The sequence below is a fragment of the Bacillus cereus group sp. BfR-BA-01453 genome, from assembly GCF_022662915.1.
Classification (GTDB): Bacteria; Bacillota; Bacilli; order Bacillales; family Bacillaceae_G; genus Bacillus_A; species Bacillus_A paranthracis.
Window position 1 is genome coordinate 822,294 of sequence record NZ_JAKUEN010000001.1, and the last position, 16,393, is coordinate 838,686.

Below are 16,393 nucleotides of genomic sequence, written 5' to 3' on the forward strand. Positions count from 1 at the left end.
GAAAATTGGGCTAACACCAAAGTTTGATGTTAGCCTTATCTTCTCAATCTGTCTAATAACCTCACTCTTTACGTTTAACTTTAACCGCTACGCGATAGAATGTTTGTCATAACGTGTCATGGTCATTTCGACAAATTTTATACATTACGAGTGAAACTGTATATTCTCTACTAATTCATCGTAAATTTTTAGTGCATCATTTTCTTGTTTTTCTTCCAAAATAGCGTAAAGCTTTCTATACATATCGATAGAATCTCCTGAAACTTTACAAGAAAGCGTTGATACGTAATCATTTACGATCATCCAAATGCGATATAGTAAATAATTATCGACTTGTTCAATAAGTGTTTTAAAGAACGTTTGGTGAAGCATTGGAACTGAGTTTTCATTTCCTTCAAGCACTTGATGTAATTTACTTAGCACTTTAGAAAACATTTCTTTCGGTAAATTACATACAATTCGAATCATATCTTTCTCAAGCAATCGTTTTGTTTGTAATAAATCACGAATTGTTTTCTCATCTTGCAGCAAGAACGGAGCAATCAATTGTACAAGACCGTTATCGTAAAAGTTTCGAATAAACGTCCCTTCACCACGTCTCGTTTCAATTAATCCTACAAGTTCTAAAGCACGCAACGCTTCTCTTACAGAGGAACGTCCTACGTTTAAACGTGAACTTAACTCACGCTCAGACGGCAAACGATCCCCTGCTACCAATCCATCCTCTTCCATAATGGAACGGATTTTTTTTACAATTTCGAGATATACTTTTGTATTTGATGATGTCAATGGAAATTCCTCGCTTATTCTTTACCAATCAGCGCTAATTGTTTTGTTTTCTCAGCAACTTCATTTGGATCTACTTGACGGCGAGCTACTCCTGTCTCCATTGCAGCTTTTGCAACGTAAGCTGCTACTTGAGGCGCTACACGCGCGTCAAATGGTGCTGGAATGATATAGTCTGCATTTAACTCATCTTCTGCTACAAGCTCAGCAATAGCTTGTACAGCTGCCATCTTCATTTCTTCGTTAATTTGTGTCGCATGTACGTCAAGTGCACCGCGGAAAATACCAGGGAACGCTAGTACATTATTTACTTGGTTTGCGAAGTCAGAACGACCCGTTCCAACAACAGCTGCGCCCGCTGCTTTTGCCAATTCTGGCATAATTTCTGGAACTGGATTCGCCATTGCAAAAATAATTGCATCGTCATTCATTGTACGAACCATCTCTTCTGTTAATGCACCTTCTGCAGATACACCAATGAATACGTCCGCACCTTGTACAACATCAGCTAAAGAACCTTCGATACGATTCTTATTTGTATATTTTGCCACTTCATCCTTCACCGGATTCATACCTGTAGGACGACCATCATAGATTGCCCCTTTACGGTCACACATAATAATGTCGCGTACGCCATAGCGATATAAAAGTTTAATAATTGCAATACCTGCTGCACCTGCGCCATTTGCGACAACTTTAATGTCAGACATTTTCTTTCCAACTAGTTTTAGCGCGTTCACAAGACCCGCTACTGTTACGATAGCTGTTCCGTGTTGATCATCATGGAAGATAGGAATATTTGTTTCTTTTTTCAAACGTTCTTCAATAATGAAGCAGTTTGGTGCTGCGATATCCTCTAAGTTAACGCCGCCAAAAGTTGGCTCCATTAATTTTACAGTTTCAACAATTTTATCTACATCGTTTGTATTTAAGGCAATTGGGAATGCATCTACACCAGCAAAGCTCTTGAATAATACAGCTTTACCTTCCATTACTGGAAGAGATGCTTCAGGTCCGATGTTACCAAGACCAAGTACAGCCGTTCCATCTGTCACAACTGCTACCATATTTCCCTTCATTGTATATTCATATACCTTACTTTTATCGTCATAAATTTCTTTACAAGGTTCTGCAACCCCTGGAGAATATGCAAGACTTAAATCTTTTGCATTTTCTACTTTTACTTTTGATACAGTTTCTAATTTTCCTTGATGCACTTTATGCATGTGAAGTGCTTCTTCACGAAGTGTTGACAAACTATCCACTCTCCTCAAATTATTCTTGCTGATATCAATTTCTCCAAGTGGTCTGACCACGAACACTACTACTATAATAATCGAAGTGTAGGGAAATTGTCCATTATATTTTCACAACCACATTTTCTTCCCCGACAATTTCACGAAGTGCTCCTAAACATTCTTCACTTGGATGAATCGATAAACTTCGAGATAATTGTACCATTTTATGTTCCTTTTCATAATAAATTAGTACTTTCGCAAAACCCGAATAGTCAAACAATATTTTAGTAACCTGATTTAAAAGCTTTTTCTCATATTGAGACGGCAATTTCACGTAAACAGACGCATCTTTTTTTCCCTCATACACATCCATTTCTTCTAACGGATATAGTCCATTTACAATCCATTGCAGCTTATGATTTCTAAGCTCAATCATGCCGTCAACTAAAACAATTGCTCCTTCTTGTAACTTATCTGAGAAATGTATATACGTCTCGGGGAAAAGAACTGCTTCCATTTCATCATTTTGATCACAAAATGTAATAAACGCCATCTTTTGCAACTTTTTCGTACGAATCACTCTTACACTTGTTATATACACGATAGCTCTTTGTACTTTTTTCTTATGTCGCATCGCCTGAGCGAGAGATGGAATTTCTAATTCTTTCGCTAACTTCACATACTGCGCTGTCGGATAGCTTGATAAATAAAAACCTAGTACTTCCTTCTCTTTATTTAACTGTTCAATAAAGGAGAGCTCTTCTCCTTGTACGTATTTTGATTTTGGAACAGCATCTCCTAAATCACGTGCAAGATTGGCATACTCTAACGCTCCTTTAAGACTTTTCCATAAATTCGTTCTCGAAACACCGAAATCGTCAAAACATCCAGACCAGACGAACGCCTCTAAATTTCGCTCTGTTACAAACTTTGATGGCATGCGCAGACAAAATTCAAATAAATCTTCAAACATTTTTTTCTCTCGTTCTTCGATTAATGCTGTCACTGTAGCCATTCCGATGTTTCGAATAGAAAGTAAGCTGTAACGTATCGCATTTCCTTCTATTTGGAAATTGTAACCACTTCTCTGAAGAGACGGCGGCAAAACATGAAAACCTTTTCGCTTCGTTTCGCGTATATACTGCACAATCTTATCTTCATTTCCAATTGCACTCGATAATAGTGCCGTCATAAATTCCAGCGTATAATTCGCTTTTAAGTAAGCAAGCTGATATCCAATCATACTGTAGGCTACAGCGTGACTTCGGTTAAAGCCGTAATTTGCAAATCTTACAATTAAATCGTAAATTTTCTCTGCAGATGTCTCGTCATAACCATTTTGTAAACACCCTTGCACAAAATGCTTACGTTCCTGATCTAAAATATCACGATTTTTTTTACTCACTGCACGGCGTAATAAATCTGCTTCTCCGAGCGAGAAGCCCGCCAACTTCGACGCGATTTGCATAATTTGTTCTTGGTATACAATTACACCGTATGTTCTTTCTAAAATCGGCTTTAAGTCCGGATGTAAATATTCAATTTGTCTTTTTCCGTGTTTTGATTCAATAAAGGTTGGAATTTGTTCCATCGGTCCTGGTCTATATAACGAGTTAACAGCGACAATATCTTCAAACTCATTCGGCTTTAACCCGCGAAGTACATTTCGCATACCACCTGATTCAAGCTGGAATACACCTGTTGTATCCCCTCTACCTAACAATTGGAATGTCTTTTCATCTTGAAGTGGTAAATTTCTTATATCGATTTCTTTCCCTGTTTTTTGCACGATAAACTTTATAATATTTTCAAGTAACGTTAAATTACGTAATCCTAAAAAGTCCATCTTGAGCAACCCAAGTTCTTCTAATGCATCAGCTGGGTATTGCGTAACATACACATCGTTATGTCCTTCTTGAATTGCAACACTCCCGGTTAATGGCTCTTGGCTCATAATAACGCCAGCTGCATGAATAGACGTATGACGTGGTAAGCCCTCTACACGTTTTGCAATTTCAAACACACGCTCGTGCAAAAGATTCCCTTGTATAAACTCACGGAGTGATTGCGATTCCTCATATGCATCTTTTAACGTTATACCAAGCTTTGATGGAATAAGTTTTGAGAATATATCAATATCTCGCGGCGGAAGCCCCATCACACGCGCAATATCTCTAATTGCCGCTTTCGCTGCCAACGTCCCAAACGTTACAATTTGTGCAACACGAAGCTGACCATATTTATCTTTCACATATCGAATCATCTCATCACGTCTTATATCTGGAAAATCGATATCAATATCTGGAAGTGTCACACGTTCGGGATTTAAAAACCTTTCAAATAATAGATCGTATTCAATTGGATCAATATCTGTAATTTCTAATACGTAAGAAACGAGTGATCCAGCCGCCGATCCACGTCCTGGCCCTGTTAAAATATGATTTTCATGCGCATACTTCATAAAATCCCATACGATGAGGAAATAATCACTAAACCCCATGCTAGAAATCACGTTTAATTCATGATTCAAACGGTTTATATGTACTTCTTTCGGCGTACCATAACGTTTCTGTAACCCTTCTTCACAAACGCGGCGCAAATACGTGTCATTCGTCTCGTTCGCTGGAACAGGAAATTTCGGTAATTGATTTACATGAAACGGTATTTCTACTCTGCAACGTTCTGCAATTTCTACTGTGTTATAAATCGCTTCTTCTACGTGAGAAAACAGTGCTTCCATTTCATCTGATGATTTTAAATAATATTGATCTGTTTTCAGCCTCGGCCTATCGGGATCTGTCATTTTCGTTCCACTTTCAACAGATAATAAACATTCATGAACAAGTGCGTCACTTTGATTGATGTAGCGTACATCGTTCGTCGCTACAACCGGAATATTTACCCTATTCATAAATGCAGGTAATTTTTCTTGCAGAAGCAGTTCATCTTGAATCGCATGATGCTGTAAACTCATATAAAAACTGCCGAACATATTTTGATACATACGAGCTACTTCTTCAGCTTGACTCTCTTTGTCTTCTAATAATAATTGTTCAATTTCCCCATCTTTACCTGGTGAAATTGCAATTAATCCTTTCGCATAATGTGCAAGCCATTTCTTAGGAATACCTTCTTTTGACTTCGTCATAATGCTACTAGAAATCTTTAATAAATTTTGATAACCTATTTCATTTTCAGCAAGTAAGACAAGCGGATAAGACTTTTCTTCTTCTTCACTAAAAATAGAAGCTGTTAAGCCGATAATAGGATGTATACCATGTTTCTTACATGCTTTATAAAACGGAATAACGCCATACATAACATTTTCATCCGTAATAGCAAGTGATGAATAACCGAGCTCTTTCGCCCTAACTACAAGTTCATCAATTTTACAAGCACTTTTTAATAAACTAAAAACGGTTTGACATTGTAAATGCACAAACTTCACTGTTGTACCCTCTCTTTACCTATTTGACTACTTTTATTATAGGTGAAGAGGAAAGCGGAAATCAAAACATACTTCTTATACTTTGTCCATATATATGAAGAAGAAAGGGGAATGACGATGGATGTAAGAGAACATACTTTTTTCTCTCTGCTTATTATTAGTTATTTTATTGCCTTTGGGGTTATACTTGGTGGTTCATTAATTGGTGGATTTGGTGCATTTCTTATCGGAAAACCAACTCTCACTTACATTAATCAATTCGCCCAAAATTTAAGAATTTGGGCACTCGTTGCAGCGATTGGCGGAACATTTGATACTTTTTATAGCTTTGAAAGAAGTTTCTTTGGCGGGGATATGAAAGATATCGTAAAACAAATTCTCCTTATTTTTTTCGCAACGGGTGGTATGCAAACCGGTCTTATTATTATTAAATGGCTAACGCAGGAACATGTATGAGAGTACCAAGTGCCAATACAGCAAAAAGATGGTATTTAGTTTTAGCTGGGGCTGCTGTTGGAGGTGTGTTGAGCTGGTTTATTTTTTTGTACATATACGGTGTTTTTCAAGAAGAACAAGCTAGTAAAATAGCAGAACAAAGGGAAATTATAGAAAAACAAGAAGCAAAGCTCCACGTCCTTCTCGAAGATCAAGAAAAATTAAATACTGAAAATAAACGGCTCTTAACCATTCAAGAGATTAAAATAAAACTTATAAATCGAGAAAAATACGATTTAGACAATCTTACACTCGAAAATATGACTACATCTATCCATAATGACCTCCAGCATCTTTTAACGAAAAACATTCAAAGTATAGCAAAAAATAAAGACCTACTCAAAAAGGTAATCGAAAACAAAACGTACAAACATTACGATCGGCTATACCGTTTCAAAGTCGATACGATATCTTTTGATACAGTGCTTGAAATTAGTATTACGATAGAGAAAGAAAAATAAAGAAGGAGGGCTTTAGCGCCGCTCCTTCTTTTTGTTCTACTATATAATCTCTTATCTACACAGCTCACGTAAATCAGCAAATAGACGATCCGCTTCTTCCCAAGAAGATGCTTTTGCACCAGAAGCCATCGGATGTCCTCCGCCGTTATATTGCATTGCTAATTTATTTATAACTGGTCCTTTTGAACGAAGGCGAACACGAATCACATCGTCTTCCTCTAAAAATAGAACCCATGCCTTTAATCCATCAATATTACCAAGTGCTCCAACAACGCCAGATGCCTCAGAAGGAAGTACATCAAATTCTTCTAATACTCCTTTCGTTAATTTAATGTAAGCTGCTCCTTCTTCTACCATCGTAAAGTTTTGTAAAATATAACCGTTTAAACGAGCGATTTTTTCTTTTGTCTTATACATTTCATTGTATAAATCTGTGAATTTCACACCCATGTCAACAAGTTCACTTACGTAACGAAGTGTTTTTGCTGTTGTATTTGGGAATAAGAAACGACCTGTATCCCCAACAATACCCGCTAAAATAAGACGAGCTGCTTCTTTCGTTATTTTTAACCCTTTATCTTTTCCATAATTATAAAACTCATAAATCATTTCACTTGTAGAACTTGCTGTCGTATCTACCCACGTAATGTCTCCGTATGGATCTTCATTTGGATGATGATCAATTTTGATTAACATCTTCCCTTTTGTATAGCGTTGATCGTCAACACGTTCTTGGTTTGCTGTATCACAAACGATAACGAGCGCATTTTCGTATACACTATCTTCAATATCATCCATTACTCGTAAATATGCTAATGACGGTTCATTGTACCCAACCGTATAAATATTTTTCTCTGGAAACGATTCTTGTAGAATTGTACTAAGACCGCCCTGCGAACCTAACGCATCTGGATCCGGACGCACATGACGATGAATAATAATTGTATCAAACTCTTTAATTGCTCCTAAAATTTGCTCATGCATATGTATAATCTCCTTTTTATTCAACTTCTTCACTTCAACGTGCAGTAAAAGCCCAATGAATGTGGGCTAATCATTAGCGCGGAAACATCCCCACACTAATGAAAGTCTCACTTTATCCTCCATTATAACGGAAAGTATTTCATACATGCGAACAATTGCTTTATAATAAAAATTAGAAAGTTTAGATATTTCTTTTTTCTCCACTATTATTTTTCACAAAACGATGGGAGTGTGTATTATGCCAGTATTAGTCTTCTGTATTATCGTCTCATTTATGTTGTACCTCTTCTACAAAACAAAATACTTTCGTACAAACCGCCCAATGGAGAAAGGTTGGCTCTCAGGAAAATCCGCAATGGCACTCGGTTCATTCGTCTTATTCTTCGGGATAAATCAATTCTTTTTAGAACTTTCAACCGCTCGTATTATCGTTGGTGTTTTATTTGTTCTATTTGGTAGTGCAAGTGTATTTAATGGATTTCGCCAATATAAACATTTCTTACCATTAGCAGTTAAAGAAGCAGAAGGCTATGAAGCAACGTAAAAAAGCATCAACATTGTGATGCTTTTTTACGTCCTCTAACTTTCAAAATCATATATGCGACAAACGCAGATGGTATATTAAATGGGTTGCCTTGCACATGAAGATGTAATTGTTCTTCCCCAAAAGACATTTTTTCGTATAGTTCTCGCTGAGATAATCCTGTTTTTTTCTTTTTTTCATGTAAACCTTGTAAGTATAAATATTGAATCGGTATCATCACAAGGAAGTAAAATAGTGCGATACTACCAAAAAAGAGTACTGTTGATGACATAATGCATACCACCTTTCAGGAATCCATTTTCTTACAATATAATCATAACACAATATACAACTGAGTTGAATTACTATTCTGTCTTTTCTTTATATAACTGTTTCTCCACCTAACTCTTTTTCAGCATACTGAATATATCGCCGAATAAAAGCGCCAGGATCTTTTCTAATAGGTTCAATATCGAGCCTTAACGGTATCTTTCCAGCCATATAAAAGATTCTTGAAGCGGTCCCAAGTCGAATGGATGGTTCTGAAATATTTTCCCCATATCCCATCATGAAATTCCCCCACATGTCTTCTAGTTGCCCCGAAGCAATTAAATGTAATCTTGGAACACCAATATCAAACTCTTTATGCCCAAATCCACATTCATCAAAATCGAGTAAATACCAATCCTCTTTGCCTACAAGAATATTTCCAAAATGCATATCACCATGAACAAATTGTTTATCTCCTAGTTGAGTTGAATTTGAGAGCTCTTGTATTTTTTCTGCAATTCTCATGCACGTATGCTTATCCTCATGCGATAGAAATGAAACATGTAGTAATCGTTGTAAAGGCTCGTGGATTATCTTTTGCTCACCATATATCGGTCTTTCATACCCTCTCCAAGTTTGTGGTACTCTTTTGAACACTTCATTTGCTTTATCATGAAACATGCGCATTAATGATCCAAGTTTTTCATAGTCCCTATTCTTCGGTTCTAACACTTCACTTCCGTTTATAAACCTAAAAACAACAAAATACAAAATACTCCCATCATCTTTCGTAACATACGTGATCCAGTTACCACTTTTATCTTCAACTACTTCTGGTACTAACATTTGTTTTTGCATCGCTATTAACCAATGTATTTCAGCCTCTATTTGCTCGGCTGTATAACGTCCTTCTCTATACTGCCTAACTACAAATTTACTTTTGTCTGATTCGAATATATATGTTTGATTTTCTCCCCCATGCAACAATGAAACGTTCGTAAGACTATTTAAATTATACTGCTTACACAACTGCTTTTTAGTGTGAAAATCCATTCTTCTCCCCCTAGTTCGTATAATGAAGCATAGTAATAATTAGTAGCTTAAACTTCCTTATCGACTAATCACCAATTTTCTATCCGTACCAATACATATCCTTCTATTTTTTCACTTCTCTATCTGAACTCTTACGTAGCTTAAATAATACATTCAAAACCAAATAAAACAAAATAAAGTTAACAAAAAAGCCTAATGGATTAAAAGAAATTTCCCATCCGCCATAATAAATAAAATTTTCTGCTGGTATACCAAAGTAAAGAAAATCACTCTTCTTTTCTCCAGTTGTAGGGATAGCGGAACAAACAATAGCGAAAACCAAACTTACCATATACAATTTCTTTTTATTTGCATCCATTCTTCGATGTGTTACCACATGAAAAGTTATTGCAAATACTACCCCAAAAAAGAGAACGATTACTCCCATTCGACACCTCCACAATTATTATTCAAGTATCTTCAAGTGATTGCATGCCCTTATCTTATAAATATGAAACAGAACGTGATAGATTCAGTTGCTAACTAAATTAAAAACTCCCTACTATAGCGTTCTTTAAAAAAATGGAACAAGCCAAAGCGGCTTGCTCCATCTTTTTATTTATCGATCAATTGCACCATAAGCAATGCTTTCCCGACAACATTACCTTCATGATGTACTTCTACATCAACCTTACCAAATTTACGTCCAATTTCTAATACTTTCGGATGAACGGATACAACATTGTCAATTTGAACTGGTTTTACGAAATAAATTGTTAAGTTCTCAACAATTAAATCGCTCTTCTTTTGCGCACGAATAACGCGATTCGTTGCTTCTGTCACAATCGTTGCGAATACACCGTAAGATAGCGTTCCGATTGAATTCGTCATTTGCGGTGTCACTGAAAATTGATATAGATGCTCATTTTTCGCTTCTTTCGGCGTCATAAATTGATTCGTTACAATATCATCGATTGTTTCACCGACTTGCGGTTGACGCTGAATCATTTGCAACGCCTGAAGTACATCTTGACGGCTAATAATACCTTGCAACTTATTTCCTTCATCAACAACTGGAAGTAACTCAATACCTTCCCACACCATCATACGTGCCGCAGCTGCGACAGACATTTTTCCATTTACCGTAATCGGATGCTTTGTCATCACTTTATCAATTGGTGTTTCTTTCGCTACACCGATCATATCTTTTGAAGTTACAATACCTAACACCTTTTTATTTTCATCAACAATCGGATATCTTCCGTGCATCGTCTCTTCGTTATACGCATGCCATTGCTGCACTGTATCATCTGGCTTTAAATATAACGTTTCTTCAATTGGCGTTAAAATATCTTCAACGAGTACAATTTCTTTCTTAATAAGCTGATCGTAAATCGCACGGTTAATTAACGTTGCAACTGTAAATGTATCGTAACTACTTGAAATAATCGGCAGTTTTAATTCATCTGCTAATTTCTTCACATGATCTTCCGTATCAAATCCGCCCGTAATTAACACCGCAGCTCCGGTTTCTAACGCTAATTGATGTGCGTTTGTACGATTACCGACAATAAGTAAGTTTCCAGCTTCTGTATAGCGCATCATCGCTTCTAATTTCATTGCTCCGATTACGAATTTATTTAACGTTTTATGTAGTCCTTCTCTGCCTCCAAGTACTTGACCATCGACAATGTTAACGACTTCTGCATATGTCAGCTTTTCAATATTTTCTTTCTTCTTTTGTTCAATTCGAATTGTTCCGACACGTTCAATCGTACTAACATACCCTTTATTTTCTGCATCTTTAATTGCACGATAAGCTGTACCTTCACTTACACTCAAATCTTTTGCAATTTGCCTTACAGAAATTTTATGCCCTACTGGCAGGCTATTAATATGTTCTAAAATTTGGTTATGCTTGGTAGCCAAATGGTTTCACCATACTTTCTTTTCCCTAAATTCTTCATGTGTTGTATTTTTAGTATACTATATTTTCAAAACTGTTACACTCTCTCTTTGTATATCTGTACTATTTTTTTTATAACAAAATACGCCTTACATTACACCACTTCTTCTATTACAACAATGTAATGGTATTGTCATCTCGTTCGATAGTTTGTCCAGCCGCTTCCATATACAATGAAGACAAGAAATGAAACAAAGGAGCGGATACATGATGAAAAAATTATTAGAAGTTGTAGGTGCTGTATTGTTAGCTTTCGTAGACGGGAAAAAAGTTGCAATGGAATTGAATGAAACACCTGAACAGCCACTCCCAAAAAGAAAAGAATCATCAAAACAAGTACAACCATTAAAAGCTATCCTACACACGTAAAAAACCCTTCACTTGTCGTTTCAAATGAAGGGTTTCTTTTTTATAGTGTAATACTTTCTCCAGCTTCTAATACTTTCCCTGTACAATTTTGTAGCTTTTCGACAAATTGATATGGATCTTGTTCAATTACTGGGAACGTATTGTAATGCATCGGTACAACAGTTTTCGCCTGAACCCATTTTGCTGCTAAAACAGCATCTTTTGGTCCCATTGTGAAATTATCACCAATTGGTAAAAATGCTACATCAATGTTATTTAATTCCCCAATTAATTTCATATCAGAGAATAGAGCAGTATCCCCTGCATGGTACAAAGTCTTCTCTTCTGCTGTAAATAAAATACCCGCTGGCATACCTGTATATGTAATCGTCTTATTTTCTTCATCAATATAACTAGAGCCGTGGAATGCTTGTGTAAACTTCACTTTTCCGAAGTCAAATTCATGTGAACCACCAATATGCATCGGATGTGTATTTACACCTTGCCAACTTAAAAATGTCGCTAGTTCAAATGGTGCCACTACAACCGCATTATTTTTCTTCGCAAGTTCTACTGTATCTCCAACATGATCACCATGACCGTGCGATAAAAGAATCGCATCTACTTTTACATCTTCAGCCTTTAAATCTGTTTTTGGATTTCCTGTTAAAAACGGATCAATTAAAATTACTTTTCCATTCGTTTCAATCTTTACAACAGAATGCCCGTGATAAGATACTTTCATTATTACATTCCTCCCCTTATTACATTCTCACTTTTTATTCTACATGATTTTTCAATTCCCTGTCTTTTCTAACATCTATTTACTTGTCATAACACTTTCTTCCGAGTTAAAGTTATATTTGTAATTAAATATCTCGGGGGTGCCAATCGATGAATGCTAGATTAGAAAATTTAATGCAATGGCTAAAAGAAAAAAACGTTGAAGCTGCGTTCTTAACTTCTACACCGAACGTCTTCTACATGACAAACTTCCACTGTGAACCACACGAAAGACTTCTTGGTATGTTTGTATTCCAAGAGAAAGAACCTATTTTAATTTGCCCTAAAATGGAAGAAGGCCAAGCACGTAACGCTGGCTGGGCACATGAAATTATCGGATTTACTGATACTGACAGACCATGGGATATGATTGCAAAAGCAATTAAAGACCGCGGTATCAATGCAAATGCAGTTGCAATTGAAAAAGAACATTTAAACGTAGAGCGCTACGAAGAATTAACAAAATTATTCCCAAATGCAGCTTTCACGTCAGCTGAGGAAAAAGTTCGTGAACTTCGTTTAATTAAAGACGAAAAAGAACTTTCTATTTTACGCGAAGCAGCTAAAATGGCAGACTATGCTGTTGAAGTTGGTGTAAATGCAATTAAAGAAGATCGTAGCGAACTAGAAGTATTAGCAATTATTGAACACGAATTAAAAACAAAAGGCATACATAAAATGTCATTTGACACGATGGTATTAGCAGGTGCAAACTCTGCTCTTCCACACGGTATTCCAGGTGCAAACAAAATGAAACGCGGCGATTTCGTACTATTTGATTTAGGCGTAATCATTGACGGTTATTGCTCTGACATTACACGTACAGTGGCATTTGGCGACATTTCTGAAGAGCAAACTCGCATTTACAACACTGTACTTGCTGGACAACTACAAGCAGTTGAAGCATGTAAACCAGGTGTTACACTTGGTGCAATCGACAACGCTGCTCGTTCTGTTATCGCAGATGCAGGTTACGGCGACTTCTTCCCGCACCGTCTTGGTCACGGACTTGGAATTAGCGTACATGAATATCCAGATGTAAAAGCTGGTAACGAGTCTCCATTAAAAGAAGGTATGGTCTTCACAATCGAGCCAGGTATTTACGTACCAAACGTAGGTGGTGTTCGTATTGAAGATGATATTTACATCACAAAAGACGGATCAGAAATTTTAACGAAATTCCCGAAAGAATTACAATTTGTAAAATAACAAAAAGGCAGCTCGAGTGCTGCCTTTTTTATTTCTCTACTATTTCAAATTTCTCTACAATCATTTTTGCTGGATAGCTTTCAAGCATTTGAGAAGACCATACTTTTATTTTATCCCCTGTTTTTAATTGATCATATGCATCTTTATCCTTAAAAATTAGGACTATATGTGATGGATAATCTTGATTCATTTGTTGTTCTATATAATTTTGCAGCTCTACTTTCGTTTTAAACGTTTTACCACCGATAAAAAAACACCGTACCATCTCTTAGTATGACATACCCTTCTTCATGTACTTTTTTTACTGCTACTTGCTCTACTCGTTTTGTAGTACACGCTGATAATATGGTTAGACATACAATTATAAACATTAATTTTTTTATATACCTATTCATTTTTAACTCCTTACTCTAGGCTATTTCAAATTTAACACCATCTTCTCCTCATACTTATCATCCCATTTAATCACAACCTCTATCGGTTCATCTTTAGATAAAGGCGCACAACTTATACAAGATGATTTCATTTCAATCTTTGCTCCTTTATGAACTTCTGACGTTTGTGTCATTGTACGAAAGGTTTCATTAATAGTAATCTCTAAGTTTTTAAATTCGGTATTCCCATCTCCGCCCTTATACTGAAACGTAAACACTCCATCTTCACTGTCATTCTTAATATGGCCTTTATATTGTCCCGTCCAACTTTTGCTCTCGCTAGAAAAAGTAACATACCAAATCGAACAACTTCCTAAAAAGAAAATACTAATGAAAAAGAATAATACTCTCTTCATCATGCCCCTCCATTCAAATGCACTTATTTATCCCGCATTAACGGGCAGTAAGATCCCGATTGGTTCAACTAATAATCAGTTTGGGATGCCCCCACTGATTAAAGTTTCACTTTATTGTCTATTTCTTCCTCTTATTACACTATAAGGATACAGAATTTTCTAAAATAGGAGGTTTATATGTTACAACAACAGTTAGAAGAAATTCGTAATAATAATTACATCATAGATAACACACTTCATATTGATTCTTTAAGTTCCAGCATGCTTGAGCATATCGGTGTTACTGATAGCTATTTAAGAGACAAACTTATTTACTCTACTTTTTATCATCTCATCAAAAAGGAATACCTTTTACACACGCAATTACAAAAACTACTATTAGCCCTTCATGAATTAGTAACTCAATTACCCGTCAAAAAACAAACATTACATATTGAATCGTACGAGTACCTATACGGAAATATAAAATCTTTCTTACGTAGTTTGTTTTTCCGACTACGCACACTGTCTATATGTGAAGAAACTGAATGTGAAGTTGAAAAATTGCTACAAGAGCTTCCAAAATATTATTAAAAAAAGAAGGCCACTTAGAAAGTGCCTTCTTCTATTTCACTAATATTTAATTGAAATTTCACGATCCAAACTGAGAAAAGGTGGACAAGAAGCGCAAACGCCATACATGCTCCGCTTAAAAAAGTTAGTATAGGATGCGAATACACGTGCCCTAATCCATAAGATATTGCCACGAAAAACATTGTTATGTAAATATAAATTGCTCCATGTATTTGCCTCATATAAACCTCCTTTTCACATAGTATAACATAAATTTTCTGATTATTCACATTAATAGACTGTAATTAATATTTCTCAACTGTTACACCTCTAACAGCAGCCTTAATATATGGTGTTCCTTGTAAACTTTGTAAATCCTCTGTTTTGCCTGTTACAACTACACCGTATATTGGTAGGTCTTTTGGTTTTCTGTTTTTTATTTCTTTATAGTTTGTCCTAAAAGATTCTTAATATCCTACTTTTATTTTCACTTAAAGATATCCAAATACAGCTTTTCTACATTTTTTTCATAATAAAAAGCACATCTATTTTGATGCGCTCTTCATATATACTTTATTAACATATAAATTATTTTTTTGAAACAAAAACTCTCACTCATCTCTCCATACTATCGTTATGACTTAGTTGCCATAATAATTGAACGAGGATAAAACCCCAGCTTTTCATAAAACGATACAGCTTCATTTCCGTACACTACTGTTAATTCAATTTCATCTATCTTCTTCGCTTTAAACCATTCCACTGCACTATTCATTAATTTCAAACCAAATCCGTTTCTTCGGTATTTTTCATCAACGAATAAAACTTCAATCTTTCCGCTTATACTTTTGCTATACGCTATACAAAATCCTAATATATTATTTGTTTCTACCTCAACTAATAATTCAATTCTATATTCTCCGTACTTTAAATTTTGTTTATAATTTTCAATACGTTCCTCAAATGTCATTCTTGGATAGTCACCAGAAAAATGTTTTGATTTATTATTATGATATTCATGCAATTTATTTAAAGGTTCTCTTATTACTTCTATTTCATCGAGAGTGATATATTTATTACTAATTCTCATCCTACAGCATCTCCAATAATGTATATTCCAACCAAAAAGATGACCATTTTACGGTTACAAAATACCAATCTATTATTTCATCGCATCCTTCACAACATCTTGAATCATAACGACTTCTGTTTTCATATCAACAGAGGGGACTTCCTCATCGATACATTCATACCAAAATTCCAAATGCTTTTTATCAATTTCATGATGAGAATTTTCGACAAGAGCCCCGCCTTCTCCTTGCACAGAATACCAATATAAGTACTCTTCTCCATCTCTTATTTCCCGGAAAATTGTCTCAACGTACATCTTTTCGTCGTTTAATGTCAAAAGTACTTCTTTCATATTGTCATTAAGAAGCTGCATCCATTCATCTACACGATGACTTTTACCAGGCTTTACTTTAAATCTCGTTAATTCCACATTCATT

General features: G+C 35.7%; 19 protein-coding genes and 2 pseudogenes. 6 read left to right on the forward strand and 15 right to left on the reverse strand.

Going from position 1 to position 16,393, the window contains the following annotated elements; all coding sequences use genetic code 11:
• Window positions 1-144: 144 nt before the first annotated feature.
• The 3 genes from MR070_RS04310 to dnaE form a co-directional block, all read right to left on the reverse strand.
• A complete protein-coding gene (locus MR070_RS04310) occupies window positions 145-789 on the reverse strand; it encodes a FadR/GntR family transcriptional regulator (RefSeq protein ID WP_000204431.1) in 645 nt (214 codons plus the stop codon).
• 14 nt (window positions 790-803) lie between these two features.
• The gene (ystJ, locus tag MR070_RS04315) at window positions 804-2,012 is read right to left on the reverse strand and encodes an NADP-dependent malic enzyme (RefSeq protein WP_001970845.1); all 1,209 of its coding nucleotides are present in this window, start codon (window positions 2,010-2,012) and stop codon (window positions 804-806) included.
• A gap of 133 nt (window positions 2,013-2,145) precedes the next feature.
• Window positions 2,146-5,472: a DNA polymerase III subunit alpha gene (gene dnaE / locus MR070_RS04320; RefSeq protein ID WP_242260613.1), complete on the reverse strand. Its 3,327-nt coding sequence runs from the start codon at window positions 5,470-5,472 to the stop codon at window positions 2,146-2,148.
• Window positions 5,473-5,514: 42 nt separating this feature from the next.
• Between dnaE and MR070_RS04325 the strand changes: the two genes are divergently transcribed.
• Together MR070_RS04325 and ytrI are read left to right on the forward strand one after the other, a co-directional pair.
• Entirely contained in the window at window positions 5,515-5,928 is a 414-nt protein-coding gene (locus MR070_RS04325) for a YtrH family sporulation protein (protein WP_002003648.1), read from the forward strand.
• Entirely contained in the window at window positions 5,925-6,428 is a 504-nt protein-coding gene (gene ytrI, locus MR070_RS04330) for a sporulation membrane protein YtrI (protein ID WP_001265736.1), read from the forward strand. The genes MR070_RS04325 and ytrI overlap by 4 nt, the downstream gene beginning before the upstream one ends.
• Before the next feature lie 51 nt (window positions 6,429-6,479).
• Here the strand turns inward: ytrI and MR070_RS04335 are convergent, their stop codons facing one another.
• Complete coding sequence (locus MR070_RS04335; protein WP_000545148.1) at window positions 6,480-7,412, reverse strand: DHH family phosphoesterase; 933 nt, start codon at window positions 7,410-7,412, stop codon at window positions 6,480-6,482.
• 238 nt (window positions 7,413-7,650) lie between these two features.
• Between MR070_RS04335 and MR070_RS04340 the strand changes: the two genes are divergently transcribed.
• Complete coding sequence (locus tag MR070_RS04340; protein WP_001144775.1) at window positions 7,651-7,956, forward strand: YtpI family protein; 306 nt, start codon at window positions 7,651-7,653, stop codon at window positions 7,954-7,956.
• Between the two features lie 7 nt (window positions 7,957-7,963).
• Here the strand turns inward: MR070_RS04340 and MR070_RS04345 are convergent, their stop codons facing one another.
• From MR070_RS04345 to MR070_RS04360, 4 genes are all read right to left on the reverse strand, one after another.
• Entirely contained in the window at window positions 7,964-8,227 is a 264-nt protein-coding gene (locus tag MR070_RS04345) for a DUF3949 domain-containing protein (protein WP_000099739.1), read from the reverse strand.
• An 89-nt stretch (window positions 8,228-8,316) separates the two neighbouring features.
• The gene (locus tag MR070_RS04350; RefSeq protein ID WP_138321010.1) at window positions 8,317-9,258 is read right to left on the reverse strand and encodes a phosphotransferase enzyme family protein; all 942 of its coding nucleotides are present in this window, start codon (window positions 9,256-9,258) and stop codon (window positions 8,317-8,319) included.
• A gap of 103 nt (window positions 9,259-9,361) precedes the next feature.
• On the reverse strand, window positions 9,362-9,685 hold the full coding sequence (locus MR070_RS04355) for a hypothetical protein (protein ID WP_138321007.1): 324 nt from the start codon (window positions 9,683-9,685) through the stop codon (window positions 9,362-9,364).
• A 167-nt stretch (window positions 9,686-9,852) separates the two neighbouring features.
• Window positions 9,853-11,166, reverse strand: coding sequence for a CBS domain-containing protein (locus MR070_RS04360; RefSeq protein WP_000201583.1), 1,314 nt, complete (start codon window positions 11,164-11,166; stop codon window positions 9,853-9,855).
• Window positions 11,167-11,410: 244 nt separating this feature from the next.
• Between MR070_RS04360 and MR070_RS04365 the strand changes: the two genes are divergently transcribed.
• Window positions 11,411-11,572: a hypothetical protein gene (locus tag MR070_RS04365; RefSeq protein WP_000976308.1), complete on the forward strand. Its 162-nt coding sequence runs from the start codon at window positions 11,411-11,413 to the stop codon at window positions 11,570-11,572.
• 40 nt (window positions 11,573-11,612) lie between these two features.
• Here MR070_RS04365 and MR070_RS04370 read toward each other — a convergent pair whose 3' ends face one another.
• Window positions 11,613-12,296 carry a metal-dependent hydrolase gene (locus MR070_RS04370; protein WP_000868941.1) on the reverse strand — a complete coding sequence of 228 codons (684 nt, stop codon included), beginning with the start codon at window positions 12,294-12,296 and terminating at the stop codon, window positions 11,613-11,615.
• A gap of 149 nt (window positions 12,297-12,445) precedes the next feature.
• Between MR070_RS04370 and pepQ the strand changes: the two genes are divergently transcribed.
• Window positions 12,446-13,543 (forward strand): Xaa-Pro dipeptidase, encoded by a 1,098-nt coding sequence (gene pepQ, locus MR070_RS04375; RefSeq protein ID WP_000994042.1) that lies wholly within the window; start codon window positions 12,446-12,448, stop codon window positions 13,541-13,543.
• 28 nt (window positions 13,544-13,571) lie between these two features.
• On the opposite strand, the pseudogene MR070_RS04380 reads toward pepQ, so the two are convergent.
• Both MR070_RS04380 and MR070_RS04385 read right to left on the reverse strand, forming a co-directional pair.
• Window positions 13,572-13,938, reverse strand: a pseudogene (locus MR070_RS04380) (DUF3221 domain-containing protein).
• Window positions 13,939-13,958: 20 nt separating this feature from the next.
• Window positions 13,959-14,333 (reverse strand): hypothetical protein, encoded by a 375-nt coding sequence (locus tag MR070_RS04385; protein ID WP_138321005.1) that lies wholly within the window; start codon window positions 14,331-14,333, stop codon window positions 13,959-13,961.
• 177 nt (window positions 14,334-14,510) lie between these two features.
• Here MR070_RS04385 and MR070_RS04390 point away from each other — a divergent pair, with 177 nt between their 5' ends.
• Window positions 14,511-14,906, forward strand: a complete 396-nt coding sequence (locus MR070_RS04390; protein WP_000941457.1) for a hypothetical protein — start codon at window positions 14,511-14,513, stop codon at window positions 14,904-14,906.
• A 14-nt stretch (window positions 14,907-14,920) separates the two neighbouring features.
• Here the strand turns inward: MR070_RS04390 and MR070_RS04395 are convergent, their stop codons facing one another.
• From MR070_RS04395 to MR070_RS04410, 4 genes and pseudogenes are all read right to left on the reverse strand, one after another.
• Window positions 14,921-15,127 (reverse strand): hypothetical protein, encoded by a 207-nt coding sequence (locus tag MR070_RS04395; RefSeq protein ID WP_001248905.1) that lies wholly within the window; start codon window positions 15,125-15,127, stop codon window positions 14,921-14,923.
• 63 nt (window positions 15,128-15,190) lie between these two features.
• A pseudogene (locus tag MR070_RS04400) lies at window positions 15,191-15,352 on the reverse strand (anti sigma factor C-terminal domain-containing protein); the annotation flags it as partial.
• Window positions 15,353-15,519: 167 nt separating this feature from the next.
• Window positions 15,520-15,975, reverse strand: a complete 456-nt coding sequence (locus MR070_RS04405; RefSeq protein ID WP_138321003.1) for a GNAT family N-acetyltransferase — start codon at window positions 15,973-15,975, stop codon at window positions 15,520-15,522.
• A gap of 72 nt (window positions 15,976-16,047) precedes the next feature.
• Window positions 16,048-16,392, reverse strand: coding sequence for a DUF6176 family protein (locus MR070_RS04410; RefSeq protein WP_065222738.1), 345 nt, complete (start codon window positions 16,390-16,392; stop codon window positions 16,048-16,050).
• Window position 16,393: the final 1 nt, after the last annotated feature.

Excerpts from the sequence above, each read along its gene's own strand:
- ystJ (WP_001970845.1), bottom strand. The coding sequence starts at position 2,012 with ATGCATAAAGTGCATCAAGGAAAATTAGAAACTGTATCAAAAGTAAAA.
- ytrI (WP_001265736.1), top strand. The coding sequence starts at position 5,925 with ATGAGAGTACCAAGTGCCAATACAGCAAAAAGATGGTATTTAGTTTTA.
- MR070_RS04335 (WP_000545148.1), bottom strand. The coding sequence starts at position 7,412 with ATGCATGAGCAAATTTTAGGAGCAATTAAAGAGTTTGATACAATTATT.
- MR070_RS04340 (WP_001144775.1), top strand. The coding sequence starts at position 7,651 with ATGCCAGTATTAGTCTTCTGTATTATCGTCTCATTTATGTTGTACCTC.
- MR070_RS04345 (WP_000099739.1), bottom strand. The coding sequence starts at position 8,227 with ATGTCATCAACAGTACTCTTTTTTGGTAGTATCGCACTATTTTACTTC.
- MR070_RS04350 (WP_138321010.1), bottom strand. The coding sequence starts at position 9,258 with ATGGATTTTCACACTAAAAAGCAGTTGTGTAAGCAGTATAATTTAAAT.
- MR070_RS04355 (WP_138321007.1), bottom strand. The coding sequence starts at position 9,685 with ATGGGAGTAATCGTTCTCTTTTTTGGGGTAGTATTTGCAATAACTTTT.
- MR070_RS04365 (WP_000976308.1), top strand. The coding sequence starts at position 11,411 with ATGATGAAAAAATTATTAGAAGTTGTAGGTGCTGTATTGTTAGCTTTC.
- MR070_RS04370 (WP_000868941.1), bottom strand. The coding sequence starts at position 12,296 with ATGAAAGTATCTTATCACGGGCATTCTGTTGTAAAGATTGAAACGAAT.
- pepQ (WP_000994042.1), top strand. The coding sequence starts at position 12,446 with ATGAATGCTAGATTAGAAAATTTAATGCAATGGCTAAAAGAAAAAAAC.
- MR070_RS04385 (WP_138321005.1), bottom strand. The coding sequence starts at position 14,333 with ATGAAGAGAGTATTATTCTTTTTCATTAGTATTTTCTTTTTAGGAAGT.
- MR070_RS04390 (WP_000941457.1), top strand. The coding sequence starts at position 14,511 with ATGTTACAACAACAGTTAGAAGAAATTCGTAATAATAATTACATCATA.
- MR070_RS04395 (WP_001248905.1), bottom strand. The coding sequence starts at position 15,127 with ATGAGGCAAATACATGGAGCAATTTATATTTACATAACAATGTTTTTC.
- MR070_RS04405 (WP_138321003.1), bottom strand. The coding sequence starts at position 15,975 with ATGAGAATTAGTAATAAATATATCACTCTCGATGAAATAGAAGTAATA.
- MR070_RS04410 (WP_065222738.1), bottom strand. The coding sequence starts at position 16,392 with ATGAATGTGGAATTAACGAGATTTAAAGTAAAGCCTGGTAAAAGTCAT.